Consider the following 16,419-nt stretch of genomic DNA (forward strand, 5'->3'; position numbering starts at 1 on the left):
CCTCAGGTCGTCAGGCCGGACTCGGCGGCATAGGCCGCTTGCCGGGTCAGTTCCAGCCGCAGCGCATAGGTGCGCTTGAGCTGGCCAAGCAGGTGCGGCGCACGTGGATCCTGCGCAAGTGCGGCCTGGATCTGTGCCGCGCTTTCATCGAGTTCGTGCAGCGCCGGCTGCCATTCCGGTGCCCGGCCTGGGGGCAACGAGGCCACGGCCTGCTGGTACTGCTCGGTCATCGCTGCGGCCTGCAGCTGCAGGGTAGACGGCACCGGCGCGTCCGGCTGCGCATGGCGCCACGGCGCCACCGCGTAGAGCGCGAGGCTGGCCGCCAGGGCAGCGCCAGCCGGCAACCACCAGCGGTGCCGCGAACGCGCAGGCAGGGCCACCACGTTGCCCGGTGGCACGGGTGCTTCCTGCGATCCACGCGGCGGCAGCTGCGCCGACAGGCGCGCCCAGCCATCGGTGGGCAGGCTGCGTTCGGGTGGCAGTGCGCGCAGTCGGGCTGCCAGATCGTGGTCGGAATCGTGTTCGCGTGTACTCATGTCATGTCTCCCAGCCGTGCGCGCAACAGGCCACGCGCACGATGCAACTGTGCCTTCGAACTGCCGACAGCCATCTGCAGTTGTTCGGCGATTTCCTGGTGTTTCCAGCCTTCGATGTCGTGCAGCACCAGTACCGCACGCGCCCGTGGTGGCAGCGTCGACAGCGCCCGTTCGAGGTCGCGTTCGGTGCCGGCGCAGCGATCATGCACCGCTAGTTCCTGCAACCCTCCGTCCACCTCGTCGAGACTGTCATGGTCCTGCCCGGCAGCACGTCCGCGCAGCTCCATCAGCGCAGCGTTGACGCCCAGCCGGTGCAGCCAGGTCGACAGGCTGCTCTCGAAGCGGAACCCCGGCAGCGCTTTCCACGCCTGCAGGAAGGCCTCCTGCAATGCATCCTCGGCACGTGCCTGCTGGCCGCCACACAACCGCCAAAGCACAGCGAATACACGCGGCGCGTGGCGCCGGTACAGCAGTTCGTAGGCAGCGGTGTCGCCCGCGGCCGCCGCCCGCACCAGAGCGGGTTCGTCGACGGCGTCGTTGGCGGCAGGCGGCGCGGGCATGGTGGTGTCGAGCATATCGCTTGGATGCGGCAACCCGGGAAAAGGTTTAGAGCCGATCCGAGGTCGGGCAATGCAACCTTTTCGACCGTCCCTGCATCCATGAAAGGTCCTTCGCAAAAACGCCGTAGGGGAGTCCCCCATGTCCAGCCCATCCTGCGCCGCCCTGCTGGTGATCGCCGCCTGCGTCGTGCTGCAGGCACTGGGCCTGTCACTGCAGCTGCGCCCCGACAACGGCCGCGCCTGCCTGCAACAGCACCGCCAGGAGCTGGTCTGCCTGGCCTGGACACCGGCGGTCGAATCCCCCGCACGCGCCGGGTAACATCGGGGGCCGTCCCCGCCACCTGTTTTCGCCCCATGATGTTGTCGCTGAAGGATCACCTGCCCGCCTGGACCCACCCGTGGTTGAACTACGCGGGCGTCGCCCTGCAGATCGTACTGGTGCTGCTGGTCGCATGGCTCCTGCGCGTGCTCGCCCGTCGCCTGATCCGCCGCTTTGCCGAGCACTACACGCTGCCGCCTGAAATGGTGATGGGCGCACGCCGGATCACCAGTTTCGTGGTCTATTTCAGTGCCCTGCTGTACATCCTCAGCCTGCTCGGCGCGAAGCCCTCGGTACTGTGGACCGCGTTCACCGGCTTCGCCGCCGTGGGCGCGGTGGCCTTCTTCGCGGCGTGGAGCGTGCTGTCCAACATCTTCTGCACGCTGCTGATCTTCACCACCCGTCCGTTCCGCCTGCACGACTACATCGAGGTCCTGGAGAACGGCGAGAAACCTGGCCTGAAGGGCCGGGTGATCGACGTGAACCTGATCTACACCACGCTGCAGGAGACCGGCGACGGCCACGAGGGCACGGTGCTGCAGCTGCCGAACAACCTGTTCTTCCAGCGCACGGTGCGCCGCTGGCGTGACCCGGCGCAGGCCCCCGGCGGCATCCAGGGCGACGGCTGAGGGTGGTTTTCGGCAGGGCTGCGCCCTGCACCCGCTATGAGCTGGAGCAACAGCACCAGCAACAGCAAAGGCGAAAACAAAAGCCGGCATTCCGTGGGTTGGCGGGATGGATCCGGTGGCGGGAGACGCCGTAAACCCGTCCATGGGGGCTTGGCCGCGGCATCCATGCCGCGGACACTCCCGCCACCGGACCCACCCCGCCTTCGACAGATTTCCGCGAGCTGTCGGAACGACGCGTTGCCCTGGTGGGTGTCGACCTGGGTCGACACGGTAGATCCACGCCATGCGTGGATGACTCATTCGATATCTGACAGATGTGTCGACCAAGGTCGACACCTACCAACAGCCGCGGGAATCTGTCAGAGGCGGGACGGTGTGGGTAGGCAGGACCGTTGGCGCCATGGATGGCGCCATCGAGCCCCCATGGCTGAGGGCGCTTTGCTTGCGAAGCACTGCTCCGCAAGCGCCCGAACGCCCAGCCGCCAGCGGCTGGGCCGGACCCCGGAGGGGGGTTTACGGCGTGTCCTGCCTACCCACACCGTCCCGCCTACCTACGGAATGTCCGCTTTTGACGTTGAAGTTGCCTTGGCTTGAAGGCCTCGGCGGGTGCAGGGCGCAGCCCTGCCGAACAACCTTTACCTCAACTGGCTGTCCTTGCTGCCACGCCGGTTGTAGCCGGCATGCGCCTGCGCCTCATCGTCATGCGCCTGCTGGCACGCCACGCACAGCCGTACCCCGGGCACGGCCTGACGCCGCGCCAACGGGATCGGCGCGTCGCATTCCTCACAGTGTTCCAGACCCGGGCCCTCGCGCAGCTGGCGCCGCGCGCGGGCGATCGCATCGTCGACGGTGGCGTCGATCTGGTCCTGGACCGCGCTGTCTCCCGCCCAACCGGTGGCCATGGCCATCCTCCGCAGGTGTGTCGCCTGATATGGGGACGATACACCCGCGCCCAAAGGAGCAGACCTGGGTTGAGCCGAGCCATGCCCGGCAAGCCTTCAGCAAGCCGAGCAGGAAGTGGACGGATCCGATCAGGCCGATTGCGGCTTAATCCCCTCCGTCCCCTTTTTGCTTACCAGACCAGGTCGTCCGGCACCTGGAACTGCGCGTAGTAGGCGTCGTCCTCGGCATTGCCGGTGGAGATCTCGGCGGTCGAGCCCGGCTGGCCGTGGTCGACGATGATCGCCTCCGGGGCGCGCTCACGCACCTTTTCGGCAGCGGCACGCGGCAGCAGGGCGTAGCCCTCGCCGTGGGCAACGATGACCAGCACGCCCACCGACAGCGCCTTGCGCAGCTTGGGGTCGATCAGCAGGGTGCGGATCGCCGCGCCATCGCTGAAGCGGTACTCGTCGTCGCCCTTGTGGGGCACGGCATGGGCGGTGATGATCTGCTTGGCCTGCGCTTTCTGTTCAGCCTGCCTGGCCTGGGCGTTGCGCTCGGCGGCCAGCGCACGGTCGCGCTCGACCTTCTCAGCGCGGGCCCGTTCAGCCTCGCGCTGGACCTCGGCCGAGGTCGATTCGGCCTTGCCCTGGCGGGCCTTGGCCTGCGCGCTCGCGGCGGCGCTGGCCTGCGACTTCTTGGCCAGGCCGGCCTTGAGCAATTGTTCCTGCAGCGCGTTGGGCTTTGCCATGGTCGATGCGTACCGCGTGTAATCTTGGATGTCCCCATTCTACCGACGCCCCGCCGCCCCTGCATGGCAGTCCTGAAGTACCTCACCGGCTATCCCGAACCCCTGGTCGCCCAGGTCAGCGAACTGCTGGCGCAGGGCAAGCTTGGCCCCTGGCTGCAACAACGCTACCCCGACCCGCACGAGGTGCGCAGCGACCGCCAGCTGTACGACTACACCCAGGAGCTGAAGGACCGCTACCTGCGCAAGTCGGTGCCGCTCAACAAGGTCTGCTACGACAACACGCTGGAAGTGATCAAGCACGCGCTGGGCACCCATACCGCCATCTCCCGCGTGCACGGCGGCCGCCTCAAGGCCAGCCGCGAGATCCGCATCGCCACCGTGTTCCGCCAGGCGCCAGCGGCGTTCCTGCGCATGATCGTGGTGCATGAGCTGGCCCACCTGAAGGAAGCCGACCACAACAAGGCCTTCTACCAGCTGTGCCAGCACATGGAGCCGGAGTACCTGCAGCTGGAGTTCGATACCCGCCTGTACCTGACCGAGCTGGCCAACCGCGGCCAGCGCTGACCGGCCGCAGCAGCTACACTGCGCGCCCCCCGCCCGACCTGCCCGCCATGGAACCGATCCGTCTCGACAAACGCCTGTCCGCCCTGCTCGGCATCCCGCGCGGTGAAGCGCGGCGCTACATCGAAGGCGGCTGGGTCACGGTCAACGGCGATGTGGTGGAACAGCCGCAGCGCCCGGTCGATGACAACGCGGTGATCGTGGTGGCCGACCAGGCCAGCGATGAAAAGGCCGAGCGGGTCAGCATGCTGCTGCACAAGCCGGCCGGTGTCGCCGCCGAAACCCTGTGTGCCCTGGTCAGCAGTGACAGCCGCAGCGAACTTGATGCCAGCGACATCCGTCCGCTGCAGCGTCACTTCCACGGTCTGCAGCTGGCCGCCTCGCTTCCGGCCAGCGACAGCGGTCTGGTGGTGGTCAGCCAGGATCCGGCCACGCTGGCTCACCTGCAACGCAATCTGGGCCGCACCGAGCAGGAATACCTGATCGAAGTGGCCGAAGGCGGTCCCGAGCGCGGCCCGTGGCTGATGGCGCGGCTGCAGCAGGAATCGGGCGGCGCCAAGGTCAGCTGGCAGAGCGAGCAGCGCCTGCGCTTCGCCGGCAAGGGGCTGACTGCCAAAGGCCTGCGCGTGGCGGTCACCGCCGCCGGCCTGCAGGTCACGGCCGTGCGCCGCCTGCGCATCGGGCGCGTGGCGCTGGGGCCGCTGCCGCCGGGGCAGTGGCGCTACCTGGGCAGCGACGAGCGCTTCTGAGGCCGTCCAGGGTCAGAGCCCTTGCCTGCGACAAGGGGTCTGACCCTTAAACCCTCGGGGTCGGATCCCTTTCCGCGGGAAAGGACTCTGACCCCATCCACGCATGGCGTGGATCTACAGCAATGGGTCTTTCGGCTTTCATCCACGCGCGGCGTGGCTCTACCATCGGGGCATGAGCCTGCCCAAGCCTTTGTGGCGACGTCTGCTGCGCGTCGCTGCGATCATCCTCGCCGCGCTGTTGCTGCTGGTCCTGTCCGGCCTGCTGCTGGCCGACCACCTCACGCCGCAGGCACAGGGCGCGCCCTCGCACGTTCTGCCGCTGCAGCCGGCGCAGACCCGCATCGACCGGCAGATCGTGCCATTGCAGGAGGCCCATCCCGGCCAGTCCGGCGTGGCGTTCCTCAGCGATGGCATGGATGCGTTCGCCGCGCGCGCGATGATCACCGCGCACGCCGGGCGCAGCCTGGACCTGCAGTACTACATCTGGCACGACGACCTGATCGGCCACCTGATGGCCAAGGCGTTGTATGACGCCGCCGAGCGCGGCGTGCGCGTGCGCATCCTGCTCGACGACATGAACGCCAAGGACAAGGACGCACTGATGATGGCGCTCGATGCGCACCCGAACATCGAGATTCGCCTGTACAACCCGTTCCGCAACCGCAGCGGCATCGCACGTACGCTGGAACTGGTGCAGCGCGCCTTCAGCGTGAACCACCGCATGCACAACAAGAGCTGGATCGCCGATGGCCGCATCGCGATCGTCGGTGGCCGCAACATCGGCGAGGAGTACTTCAGCGCGCGCGACGATGTGAACTTCCAGGACCTGGACCTGGTGGTGGCCGGCCCCGCCGTGCAGCAGGCCAACCGGATCTTCGACGACTACTGGAACAGCAGCGCGGCCATCCCGATTTCCGCGCTGGCCTCGTACAGCGATGAACAGCTGCGGCAACTCGTGCAGCAGTCGGACCTGGATGCGATGCATGCCAAGGCCCAACCCTACCTGCAGCGCGTGGCCGACTCGCGCCGCCTGCAACGGCCCAGCCCGGAGCCACTGCACTGGAGCACGAACGTGCGCATCGCCTCCGATCCGCCGATGAAGCACCGCGACGATGATCGCCGCAACTGGCTGGTCAACACGCTCAGCGACGAGCTGGCAACCGCCCGTCGCAGCGCACTGCTGATCTCGCCCTACTTCGTCCCTGGCAGCGAAGGCGTTGAAGGCCTGTCGGCGCTGGCCGCGCGCGGTGCGCAGGTCGGCGTGGTCACCAACTCGCTGGCCGCCAACGACGTAGCGGCAGTGCACGGCGGCTACATGGGCTACCGCGTGCCGCTGTTGAAGGCTGGCATACAGCTGTACGAACTGAAGGCACACGGCCAGCTGGATACCAGCCTGTTCGGCAGCAGTGGCGCCAGCCTGCATACCAAGGCACTCGTGGTCGATGATCGCCGTGGCTTCGTCGGCTCGTTCAACCTCGATCCGCGCTCGGCCTACCTCAACACCGAAATGGGCGTGCTGTTCGACGACCCGGTGCTGGGCGCGCAGCTGCGCGACGAGTACCTGCGCCTGGCCAGCCCGGAACACAGTTGGTGGCTGGCACTGGGGCGCAATGATGAGCTGCGCTGGCTGCAGCGGCAGCCACCGCCGCACTGGGTGGAAGCCGAACCCGGTGCCAGCCTCGGCAAGCGCTGGACTGCGCGCGTGATCAGCTGGCTGCCGGTGGAATCGCAGCTGTAGCGCTCAGGCGGCCGGTCCAGCTTCGTCCTGCGCGGCCTCATCCAGCGTTTCCACGCTGCGCCCATGCAGGCGTCGCCAGATCCAGCGCAATGCATGCGGCGGCGCCGAAGGCAGCTGTTCCAGCAGGGCCAGCATGCGGCTCTGGCTGGCATGGCCATGCCGGCACAGCAGACTCGCTGCGGCCGCCGCACTGGCCAGGCGCAGGCTGTCAGCCAACGGTCCTTGCGCATTCACCGCCAAAGCCTGATGCACCGGCTCAGGCAACTCCCAGGCGGCGGCGACCCGCTGCGCCAGCGGCAACGACCACTGCTGCAACAGCTGCAGTGCCAGCGCCGGCTCCACGGTCTCGCCACGAGCCTGCGCTTCCTGCAGCAGCTGGCGCATCACCAGCGCTGCGCCCAGGCCCTGAACCAGGCCCAGCCACTGCGCGGCGAAGGCATCGCCAAAGGTGACCGTGCGTGCGTGGTCAGCGGCTGCGCGCGAGGCCAGCAGCGCGTGCTCCCAGATGATCGTGCTGAACTGTGGGAACACCTCGCACTGCACCTGCATCACCGGCTGCACCAGTACGGCGCTGATGATCTGTCGCACGCCCTCGGTGCCGACCAGGGTCACCGCCCGCTGCAGGCTTTCCACCGGCCGCTCGTGCACCTTGTAGGCCGGGCTGTTGGCGATACGCAACAAGTTGCCGGTGAGCACCGGATCCTGGCCGATGATTGCCGCCATCACCCGTGCCGAGGCGGCATCGTCGTTGACGGTCTGGATCAGCTGCGGCAGCAGTTGAGGACGGCGCGGCAGGTGCCGGGCCGCCCAGTCGCGGTCCTGCAGCGCGCGCGCCACCGCCTCGCCCAACCCCGCGGCCTGCACCGCCGTGGATTCACCGGCCAGGCGCGGGTACAGGGCCAGTGCATGCAGGCCACGCTGCAGATGTGCAGCGATCTCGGCCGAGGGCAGAGCCTCGCCCTGCAGGCTGGCCGCAGCCGCCGCCACCGCCTGCCGCGACGCCGCCGCCAACCGGGACGGTGCCGTCCCGGTCGAGCGCGCCAGCCAGCCACGCAGTGATCGCCACCAGGCCGGCGTCATCGCCGCCCGCCCTGTCGTTGTGGTGCCCTTGCCGTCACTGACCGCCCTGCCTCTTCACGCGAATCCGGCCACCCGCCGTCGTCGCAGCATCGGCCGCACTTTCACCTTCTTTAACCCGACGGCTGCCAAAGTCGACGGCAGCGGCCGGGGGAATGGACTAGAATGGCGCCGCGCGACCCGTCCCCCAGCCATGACGACGTCGCTTTTTTTGTTTTGGGACCCTACCGTTCACTGGCCGTTCGCTGCAGTTCGCCGCTGTTCGCGCCATCGGAGACGCCATGCTATTCGAAACCCTCGCCACCACCGGCCACGAACAAGTGGTGTTCTGCCACAACCACGATGCCGGCCTGCAGGCGATCATCGCCATCCACAACACCACCTTGGGCCCGGCGCTGGGCGGCGTGCGCATGCGCCCCTATGCCAGCACCGATGAAGCGCTGGCCGACGTGCTGCGGCTGAGCCGGACGATGACCTACAAGAATGCGCTGGCCGGCCTCAACGTGGGCGGCGGCAAGGCGGTGATCATCGGCGACCCCAAGGTGGACAAGACCGAGGTGCTGTTCCGCGCCTTCGGCCGCTACGTCGATTCGCTGGGTGGCCGCTACATCACCGCCGAAGACGTCGGCACCGACGTCAACGACATGGAGAACATCTACCTGGAGAGCCAGTTCGTGACCGGCGTGCACCAGGTCCATGGCGGTTCCGGTGACCCGGCCCCGTTCACCGCCTACGGCGCGCTGCAGGCGTTGATGGCGGCGATGCGCTTCAAGTTCGGCCACGAGGAAGTGGGCAAGACCAGCATCGCGGTGCAGGGCCTGGGCCATATCGGCATGGAACTGGTGAAGCTGCTGCGCGACCGCGGCGCCAAGCTGTATGTCACCGATCTGGACAGCGCGCTGGTCGATCGTGCAGTCAGCGATTTCGGCGCCGAAGCGGTCAAGCCGGACGAGATCCACGAAGTGAACGCCGATGTGTTCGCACCGTGCGCGCTGGAAGGCGCCATCAACGCCGACACGCTGCCGCGGATCAAGGCGAAGATCATCTGCGGCACCGCCAACAACCAGCTGTCCAGCCTGGAAATCGGCGACGAGCTGCATGCGCGCGGCATCCTGTATGCGCCGGATTACGCGGTCAACGCCGGTGGCGTGATGAACGTGTCGCTGGAGATCGATGGCTACAACCGCGAACGCGCGATGCGCCTGATCCGCAGCATCTATCACAACCTCACCCGCATCTTCGAACTGTCGCAGCGCGAGAACATCGCGCCGCAGCGTGCGGCCGACCGCATCGCCGAAAGCCGCATCCTGTCCATCGGCAAGCTGAAGATGCCGCTGGGTCGCAGCACCCCGCGCCTGGGCAACCTGCGCGGCGGCTGAGTCCTGCCGATGTCGCGCCGGGGCTGACGTCCCGGCGCGACTAGCCACTCAGAACCCGGTGCTGTAGCGCAGCGCCGCCTGGCGCGCGCCCTCACCACCGACGCGCTGGTCGAAGCCCAGGCTCAGGCGGCCATTGCGGCCCCACCACGATTCCAGCGCCACACCGATCAGCGCACTGCCGCGTGGCGCGTTCCAGCCCACCAGCGGCGCCCATGCATCCACGCCGACAAAGCTGGCCTGCCAATCGGCATCACCGCCGTCCAACCGCTGCTGCCACTCGGCATGCCCACGCAGCGTCCAGCGGCCCCAGCCACGCTCACCGCGGATGCCGGCCAGCATCTGGCTGCGCTGCACGCGATTGGCATCGCCACGCAGGCCGAAGCCGAAACCGCCCAGCTCATTGAAGGCATCGGTATCCACACGCGTGGTGCTGGCGCCGAGGTACGGCGTCAACGATGCACCCGCACGCCCCAGCCGATACCCGCCCTCCACGCTGGCACTGCTGAAACGGCCGCCGTACCGCGCAGAGACGCCATAGGCACCGGCGCCCAGCAGCAACTGGCGATCCAGCGCACGGGTGAACTGGCCGCTGCCGAACTGGGCCAGCGCATAGCCACGCCCCAGGTTCCAGCCTGCATACAGCTGCGCCTGCGCCTGACGATCACGCCCACGATCACCGCCGAAACTGCTGCCACCAGTGCTGCGGGTCTCGCCAAACGCCACGCCCATCAGGCCGTTGCTGCCCAGTGGCAGATCCTGGCCGGCCATCCAGCCCCGGCTGTCGGCAGCGTTGCCGGCGAAGCTGCCCTGCCCCGCCTCACCCAGCGCGCTCTGCCAGCTCCCGCGCAGGCGCGGTGCGGCCTGTACACGATCAAAGCGCTCGGCGATCGCACGCCGCGACATGTCGATACTGTCGAAGGTCGCTGCTTCGGCTCGCGCATGCGCTTGACCGGACAGGCTCTGCAGGCTGGCGGCCAGGCCCTGCGGGCCACCGCCGGTCCACTGCAGGGCACCGGCCGCTGCACCAAAAGCCGATCCCTGCAGGCCTGCGTTTTTGTCCAGCGCTGCGAATGCACCCTCCAGGCGCTGTGCTGCCGCCTGGGCGGACGCCCCCAGCCCGCTGGCCGCTGCAGTGACGCTGACCTGGGTCAGGTTCAACCACGCATTGTTGCTGTCATAGCCATAGCTGCTCTGCAGCAGTGACAGGCCCTGCAGGCCGCTGGAGGTAGCCGGCGTACTGAAGGCGCCGCTGAGTCCGCCTGCCGCATGGATCAGGTCCTGCCGGCTGCCGTTCTGTGGCACGTAGCCGGAAACGAAGCCATGCACGCGCACGCCACCGTCGATCGTGGCATTGCCGGTGACCTGCAGCGCATTGGCGCCCAGTGCGATCATCAACTGTGCGCCGGCCTGCTGCGTGTAGTTGCCCTCGATGGTGCCGGTGGTGTTGCCGGTGGTGAGGAATACGCTGCTGCCGTTGACCACATTGCCGATCACGCGGGGCGTGCCGCCATTGAACTGCAGGCCGGTCGAATCCGGATCGGACTGGCCGAGGATGGTCACGTTGGACCGGATCACACCGCCGTTCTGCAACGACAGGATGCCGCGTTCGATGCGGGTGGCGCCGCTGTAGCTGTTGTTGCCGGCCAGCACCAGGGTGCCTCCACCCTGCTTGACCAGGCCGCCGCTGCCGACGATGTCATTGCGCCACGCCGAACCGGTCGAGGCTGCATCCACGTTGACGACCACATCGCCCCAGTCGAAGCGACCGGGACCGTTGATCGCGCGACCGATGTCGAGCAGTCCATAGCCGAACACCGGATCAACGCCGGGCACGCCGATATCCTTGGCGGTACCCAGCAGGGTCTGCCGGACCAGGTCATTGTTGAAATACGGGAAGCGCTGCCAGACCAGGGCCGCCGCACCGGAAACCAACGGCGCAGCGAAGGATGTGCCGTAGTTCCAGTAGTAGCTGCCACCGTTGGCATCCGGATAGACCGCGCTGCCCGGCGCTGCCAGGCAGTAGCGGGCAGCCTGGCCGCAGGCATTTGCATAGCTGGCCAGTGCTCCGGGCGTATAGGGATCCACTGCCGTGGCCACCAGCCAACCGCGCTCCAGATCAGCAGCCGGAAGCGTGCCGGCCACGCCCTGCTGGCTGGGCAGCGCGGCCAGGCTGCTCGGCTCGCTGCGGCCATCATTGCCGGCCGCGAACACCACCAGCCCACCGTGGTTGATCACGAACGGCCGGTACTCGGCGGCCACCTGCGCGGTGGTCGGCAGGTCGGTCCAGTACAGGCCGCCCCACGAGTTGTTCATCACCTTCACGTTGTAATTGATCAGGTCCTGGTGGACCTGGGCCACGCCCAGCGGGCCGCTGAAGGCATTGCCCTTGCCACTGCCGTCATCGGCCGGCGGTTTGTCGGAAATGATCCGTGCCGACACGATCTGCGCGCCCGGCGCGATGCCGCCCGGCCAGGACCCTACCGCCGCACCGGCAGCAAGGCTGGCGACCGCAGTGCCATGCCCGACCACGTCGTCAACGCCCAGGTTGTTCCTGGCCGGATCAATGTAATTGAGGTTGGCGAGCACCCGGCCGTTCAGGGCCACCGCATTGCGCTGCACGCCCGAATCGACGATGCCGATGCGTACACCCTGTCCGGTCAGGCCGGCGGCCTGTGCGGCGCGCGCATTGGTGACTGACAGATGCGCGTCGAAGGCCGGCTCCTGCGGTTTGGCCGGCGGTGGCGTGGTGGGAGGCGGCGTGGTCGGCGGCGGAGGCGTGGTCGGCGGCGGATCGACGCGCACGTTGCTGCCGCCCCCACCGCCACCACAGGCCGTCAGCGCTACCGCCAGCGCGGTTCCCAGGGCAGACCTCACCATCATCGTGCGTTCCATCGATTCCTTCCCATGAACGTTGTCCTGCCTTCATCCCGGCAGGCGTGCGGCCGCGCCCAGCGGCGGCCCTCCCCGACCCTCTATACTTGGGCCGACCCCCACGCAGTCTGCCGGGAAACCGGGGCACATCCAACGGCCCCCGGTCTCCTTTCCGAACATTGCTTACGCATCAACGAGATTGCCATGTCCAACATCGTCATCGCCGCCGCCAAGCGCACCGCCATCGGCTCCTTCCTCGGCCAGTTCAACGGCGTGCCGACCCCGACCCTCGGCGCGGCCGCCATCGCTGCCGCCCTGGAACAGTCGGGCATCCCGGCCAGCGACGTTTCTGAAGTACTGATGGGCTGCGTGCTGCCGGCCAACCTTGGCCAGGCGCCGGCCCGCCAGGCGGCGATCGCCGCCGGCATCCCGCTGTCAACCGGTGCCACCACGCTGAACAAGGTGTGCGGCTCGGGCATGAAGACCATCATGCTTGGCCATGACCTGATCAAGGCCGGTTCGGCCCGCATCGTGGTCGCCGGCGGCATGGAATCGATGTCCAACGCCCCGCACATGCTGCCGAACTCGCGTACCGGCAACCGCTTCGGCAACTTCCAGGCGGTCGACCACATGGCCCACGACGGCCTGGTCAACGCCTACGACGGCAAGGCCATGGGCGAATTCGCCGAGTGCGCCGTGGACAAGTACCAGTTCAGCCGCGAAGAGCAGGACGCCTACGCTATCGAATCGGTCAAGCGTGCCCAGGCCGCGCAGGCCAACGGTGCATTCGCCGATGAAATCGTCGCGGTGAAGGTCGCCACCCGCAAGGGTGAGGTCGAAGTCACCACCGACGAGCAGCCCGGCCGCTCGGACATTGCCAAGATCCCGACCCTGCGCCCGGCCTTCAAGAAGGACGGCAGCGTCACCGCCGCCAGTTCCTCCAGTATCTCCGACGGCGCCGCCGCGGTGGTCCTGCTGACCGAGGAAGATGCGGCCGCACGCGGCATCACCCCGCTGGCGCGCATCGTCGGCCATGCCACCCATTCGCAGGAACCGGAATGGTTCACCACCGCGCCGATCGGCGCACTGCACACGTTGCTGGAGAAGACCGGCTGGTCGCTGGACCAGGTCGACCTGTTCGAAATCAACGAAGCCTTCGCCGTGGTGGCGATGGCGCCGATGCGCGAGCTGGGCATTCCGCATGACAAGCTCAACGTGAATGGCGGCGCCTGCGCACTGGGCCATCCGATCGGTGCCTCCGGTGCACGCCTGGTGGTGACCTTGGTCAACGCCCTGCGCACGCGCGGTGGCAAGCGCGGCATTGCCACCCTGTGCATCGGTGGCGGCGAAGCAACGGCTATCGCCATCGAATTGATTTAAATGGGTTTAACGATGATTTCGCAAAAATGAATGCGGGATCGCTTGACACCCAATCTTGGCTTGTCATCATGTTGTCGGCGCGCAGCATGCGCGTTGCCTAATTCTAACGACGAGGATTTACACAATGAGCATCAACAAGCTGCTGGTCGCGATGTCCCTGGCTCTGGCCCTGGCCGCCTGCTCGAAGCAGGAAGCTGCCCAGGACGCCGCTGCTTCGGCCAACGAAGCCGCCACCGAAGCCCAGGCTGCTGCCGACCAGGCCGCCGCTGCTGGCGCCCAGACCGCCGACGCTGCCCAGCAGGCTGCTGACACCGCCGCCACCGCTGCTGACGCTTCGGTTGACGCTGCTGCCCAGGCTGGCGCTGCTGCCACCGACGCCGCTGCCGGCGCCGCTGCTGACGCTGCCAAGGCTGCTGAAGGCACCGCTGAGAAGGCCAAGGACGCTGCTGAAGAAGCCAAGAAGTAATAACTTCTTTCTTCACGCTGTTCTGGAAAAGCCGCTGGTTCGCCAGCGGCTTTTTCTTTTGTCGAATGCGCGCGACTGAGCCGCTGCATCGCGACCCCGTCTTCACAACGGCATGAATAGGCTGGCGTCCCCATCCATTGCAGTACCGGAGACCGCCATGAAGATTCGTCCGATCACCACCACCCTGCTGGCCGCCTCCCTGCTGCTGGCCCTGGCCGCCTGCAAGGGCCCGGAAGCCGAACAGGCCAAGCAGGACGCGCAGCAGGCCGCCGACAGCGCTGGCGCTGCCGCCCGTGACGCCGTGGACAAGGCCGCCGAAGCCACCCGCGACGCCGCCGACAAGACTGCTGCCGCGTCCGAGCAGGCCGCTGCCGATACCCAGCAGGCGCTGGACAAGGCTGCAGACGCCACTGCCAACGCTGCCGACAAGGCCAAGGACGCCGCAACCGACGCCGCCGCACATGCCAGCGACGCCACCGCCAACGCCGCACAGAAGGTCGCCGACAAGGCCCGCGATGTCGCCAATGACGCCAAGGCGACCGCCGCCAAGGAAGAAGCCAAGCACTAAGCCCTACCGGCAGCCGTGCATGGCCTCGGCGCTACAGGAAAAGCCGCGGCACTGCCGCGGCTTTTCTGCTTTTCGCTTTTCGCCTTTTCTGTTGATTCCGTGGTGTGCGCCCACGGAAATTGTCCGCGGCCGCGCGGGTGGGTTGCGCAGGGGCGTGAGCCGCATGGATGCGGCGATCGAGCTTACATGGACGTACTTGCAGCGCCCCCTGCGCAACCCACCCGCGCGGCCCGCTCACGACGCAGACTCCGCGCCGCCCACCACGAGGGGCTCCGCCGTTGGCCGCCTCCTACGGCAGCGCCCGCGCCAGCATCGCCGTCAGCTCCAACCCCGCCGGCAGCGTCCCGAACGCCAGGCCGTGCTCCCCTTCCAGCCGGCTACGCACGAACGCCTCCGCCATCGGGCTGCGCGCACGCAGCAGCACTGCCGCCTGCAGCAGCAGCGCAGTACGCTCGCAGAACAGCCGCGCCTGCGATTCTTCCGGTGGCGGCGCCGATGCCCAGCGCTGCAATGCCGCTGCGTAGCGCGCATCACGGTCAGCCACCGCCGCCAGCTCATCTCGCAGCGCCGCCAGCGCTTCCGGCTCACGGGCCAGCGCGCGCAGCACGTCCAGGCACTGGATGTTGCCGCTGCCCTCCCAGATCGAATTCAACGGTGCCTGCCGGTACAGCCGCGGCAGCATCGACTCCTCCACGTAGCCCGCCCCACCCAGGCATTCCTGCGCTTCATTGACGAATGCCGGCGCACGCTTGCACAGCCAGTACTTCCCGAGCGCCGTCCCCACCCGTGCCAACGCAGCTTCGTTGGCGTCCACACCGGCACGATCCACCGCGCGCGCGATGCGCATCGACAGCACCGTGGCCGCCTCCGACTCCAGCGCCAGGTCGGCGAGCACGTTGGTCATCAACGGGTGTTCGACCAGCGGCTTGCCGAAGGTGCGGCGATGGCGTGCATGGTGCAGTGCCTGCGCCAATGCCATGCGCATTTCCGCCGCTGCACCCAGCATGCAGTCCAGGCGGGTCATCATCACCATGCCGATGATGGTGGCCACGCCGCGCCCCTCTTCGCCTACGCGCCATGCCTGCGCGCCGCAGAACTCGACCTCGCTGGAGGCGTTGGCCCAATCGCCGAGCTTGTCCTTCAGCCGCATCAGCCGGAACGCATTGCGGTCACCGTCGGCCAGCCGGCGCGGCATCAACAGGCAGGTCAGGCCTCCCGGCGCCTGCGCCAGCACCAGGAAGCCGTCGCACATCGGTGCGGAGAAAAACCACTTGTGGCCGACCAGGCGATAGCGTTCGCCATCGATCGGTTCGGCACGCGTGCTGTTGGCGCGCACATCGGAACCGCCCTGCTTTTCGGTCATGCCCATACCCAGGGTGATGCCGGCCTTGTCCGCCACCGGTACATCGCGCGGGTCATAGACCGGTGCGGCGGCCTTGCGCGTCCACGCTGCGAGATGCGGTTGAGACTGCAGCACCGCCACCGCGGCATGGGTCATGGTCAATGGGCAGCTGGTACCGGCCTCGGCCTGGTGGTGCAGGTAGCTCAGCGCCGCACGCGCGACGTGTGCGCCGGGCTGCGGCTCGTGCCAGGACAATCCAGCGACACCGTGCGATTTCGCGGTTCCCATCAACTGGTGATAGGCCGGATGGAACTCCACCGTATCGATGCGATGGCCCTGCGCGTCATGCGTGCGCAGGCGCGGGCGATCACGGTTGGCGTCGAAGCCGATCCGGTACAGCTCATCACCGGCCAGCGCGCCGTACACCGCCAGCCGTGGCGCGAAGCTGGCGGCCCCTTCGCGTTGCACGGCGTCCATCAACGCCACGTCGTCGGTCCACAGCTGGTGGCCGGCAAACGGCGGCGGCTGGTTGAGCACCACGTGGGTTTCATAGGGCGCGTTGCTGCTGAAGCTGGGTCCACTCATCCGGTCCATCCTGGCGGCAAGAGGTGTGC

16 protein-coding genes are annotated in these 16,419 nt (G+C 67.8%); 9 read left to right on the forward strand and 7 right to left on the reverse strand.

From position 1 onward, the window contains the following. Positions 1-2: 2 nt before the first annotated feature. Both SriyCCGPB3_RS15695 and SriyCCGPB3_RS15700 read right to left on the reverse strand, forming a co-directional pair. Positions 3-536 carry a hypothetical protein gene (locus SriyCCGPB3_RS15695; protein WP_110713098.1) on the reverse strand — a complete coding sequence of 178 codons (534 nt, stop codon included), beginning with the start codon at positions 534-536 and terminating at the stop codon, positions 3-5. Continuing rightward, a complete protein-coding gene (locus SriyCCGPB3_RS15700) occupies positions 533-1,111 on the reverse strand; it encodes an RNA polymerase sigma factor (RefSeq protein ID WP_012511790.1) in 579 nt (192 codons plus the stop codon). Before SriyCCGPB3_RS15700 ends, SriyCCGPB3_RS15695 begins: the two co-directional genes overlap by 4 nt. Before the next feature lie 124 nt (positions 1,112-1,235). Between SriyCCGPB3_RS15700 and SriyCCGPB3_RS15705 the strand changes: the two genes are divergently transcribed. Beyond that, positions 1,236-1,415, forward strand: a complete 180-nt coding sequence (locus SriyCCGPB3_RS15705; protein ID WP_110713099.1) for a hypothetical protein — start codon at positions 1,236-1,238, stop codon at positions 1,413-1,415. A gap of 35 nt (positions 1,416-1,450) precedes the next feature. After that, positions 1,451-2,044 carry a mechanosensitive ion channel family protein gene (locus SriyCCGPB3_RS15710; protein ID WP_080291803.1) on the forward strand — a complete coding sequence of 198 codons (594 nt, stop codon included), beginning with the start codon at positions 1,451-1,453 and terminating at the stop codon, positions 2,042-2,044. Positions 2,045-2,679: 635 nt separating this feature from the next. Here the strand turns inward: SriyCCGPB3_RS15710 and SriyCCGPB3_RS15715 are convergent. Beyond that, a complete protein-coding gene (locus SriyCCGPB3_RS15715; RefSeq protein ID WP_110714363.1) occupies positions 2,680-2,946 on the reverse strand; it encodes a DksA/TraR family C4-type zinc finger protein in 267 nt (88 codons plus the stop codon). A 170-nt stretch (positions 2,947-3,116) separates the two neighbouring features. Next, entirely contained in the window at positions 3,117-3,674 is a 558-nt protein-coding gene (locus tag SriyCCGPB3_RS15720) for a DUF2058 domain-containing protein (RefSeq protein ID WP_110713100.1), read from the reverse strand. 63 nt (positions 3,675-3,737) lie between these two features. Between SriyCCGPB3_RS15720 and SriyCCGPB3_RS15725 the strand changes: the two genes are divergently transcribed. The 3 genes from SriyCCGPB3_RS15725 to SriyCCGPB3_RS15735 all read left to right on the forward strand — a co-directional run bounded on the left by SriyCCGPB3_RS15725 (position 3,738) and on the right by SriyCCGPB3_RS15735 (position 6,722). Further along, on the forward strand, positions 3,738-4,238 hold the full coding sequence (locus SriyCCGPB3_RS15725) for a M48 metallopeptidase family protein (protein WP_005414217.1): 501 nt from the start codon (positions 3,738-3,740) through the stop codon (positions 4,236-4,238). A gap of 47 nt (positions 4,239-4,285) precedes the next feature. After that, on the forward strand, positions 4,286-4,984 hold the full coding sequence (locus SriyCCGPB3_RS15730) for an RNA pseudouridine synthase (protein WP_110713102.1): 699 nt from the start codon (positions 4,286-4,288) through the stop codon (positions 4,982-4,984). Between the two features lie 172 nt (positions 4,985-5,156). Further along, complete coding sequence (locus tag SriyCCGPB3_RS15735) at positions 5,157-6,722, forward strand: phospholipase D family protein (protein ID WP_194936631.1); 1,566 nt, start codon at positions 5,157-5,159, stop codon at positions 6,720-6,722. A 3-nt stretch (positions 6,723-6,725) separates the two neighbouring features. Here SriyCCGPB3_RS15735 and SriyCCGPB3_RS15740 read toward each other — a convergent pair whose 3' ends face one another. After that, complete coding sequence (locus tag SriyCCGPB3_RS15740) at positions 6,726-7,802, reverse strand: HDOD domain-containing protein (RefSeq protein ID WP_350259481.1); 1,077 nt, start codon at positions 7,800-7,802, stop codon at positions 6,726-6,728. A gap of 278 nt (positions 7,803-8,080) precedes the next feature. Between SriyCCGPB3_RS15740 and SriyCCGPB3_RS15745 the strand changes: the two genes are divergently transcribed. Further along, positions 8,081-9,178 (forward strand): Glu/Leu/Phe/Val dehydrogenase dimerization domain-containing protein, encoded by a 1,098-nt coding sequence (locus tag SriyCCGPB3_RS15745; protein ID WP_004153019.1) that lies wholly within the window; start codon positions 8,081-8,083, stop codon positions 9,176-9,178. 48 nt (positions 9,179-9,226) lie between these two features. Here SriyCCGPB3_RS15745 and SriyCCGPB3_RS15750 read toward each other — a convergent pair whose 3' ends face one another. Further along, the gene (locus SriyCCGPB3_RS15750) at positions 9,227-12,070 is read right to left on the reverse strand and encodes a S8 family serine peptidase (protein WP_350259482.1); all 2,844 of its coding nucleotides are present in this window, start codon (positions 12,068-12,070) and stop codon (positions 9,227-9,229) included. 183 nt (positions 12,071-12,253) lie between these two features. Here SriyCCGPB3_RS15750 and SriyCCGPB3_RS15755 point away from each other — a divergent pair, with 183 nt between their 5' ends. The 3 genes from SriyCCGPB3_RS15755 to SriyCCGPB3_RS15765 all read left to right on the forward strand — a co-directional run bounded on the left by SriyCCGPB3_RS15755 (position 12,254) and on the right by SriyCCGPB3_RS15765 (position 14,463). Continuing rightward, positions 12,254-13,429, forward strand: a complete 1,176-nt coding sequence (locus tag SriyCCGPB3_RS15755; RefSeq protein WP_110713108.1) for a thiolase family protein — start codon at positions 12,254-12,256, stop codon at positions 13,427-13,429. A 124-nt stretch (positions 13,430-13,553) separates the two neighbouring features. Beyond that, positions 13,554-13,895, forward strand: coding sequence for a hypothetical protein (locus SriyCCGPB3_RS15760; protein WP_004153024.1), 342 nt, complete (start codon positions 13,554-13,556; stop codon positions 13,893-13,895). Positions 13,896-14,052: 157 nt separating this feature from the next. Further along, a complete protein-coding gene (locus SriyCCGPB3_RS15765; RefSeq protein ID WP_153855777.1) occupies positions 14,053-14,463 on the forward strand; it encodes a hypothetical protein in 411 nt (136 codons plus the stop codon). A 289-nt stretch (positions 14,464-14,752) separates the two neighbouring features. Here the strand turns inward: SriyCCGPB3_RS15765 and SriyCCGPB3_RS15770 are convergent, their stop codons facing one another. Further along, entirely contained in the window at positions 14,753-16,390 is a 1,638-nt protein-coding gene (locus SriyCCGPB3_RS15770) for an acyl-CoA dehydrogenase family protein (protein ID WP_350259483.1), read from the reverse strand. Positions 16,391-16,419 lie beyond the last annotated feature (29 nt).

It is taken from the genome of Stenotrophomonas riyadhensis (genome assembly GCF_040256885.1).
GTDB classification, from domain to species: domain Bacteria; phylum Pseudomonadota; class Gammaproteobacteria; order Xanthomonadales; family Xanthomonadaceae; genus Stenotrophomonas; species Stenotrophomonas riyadhensis.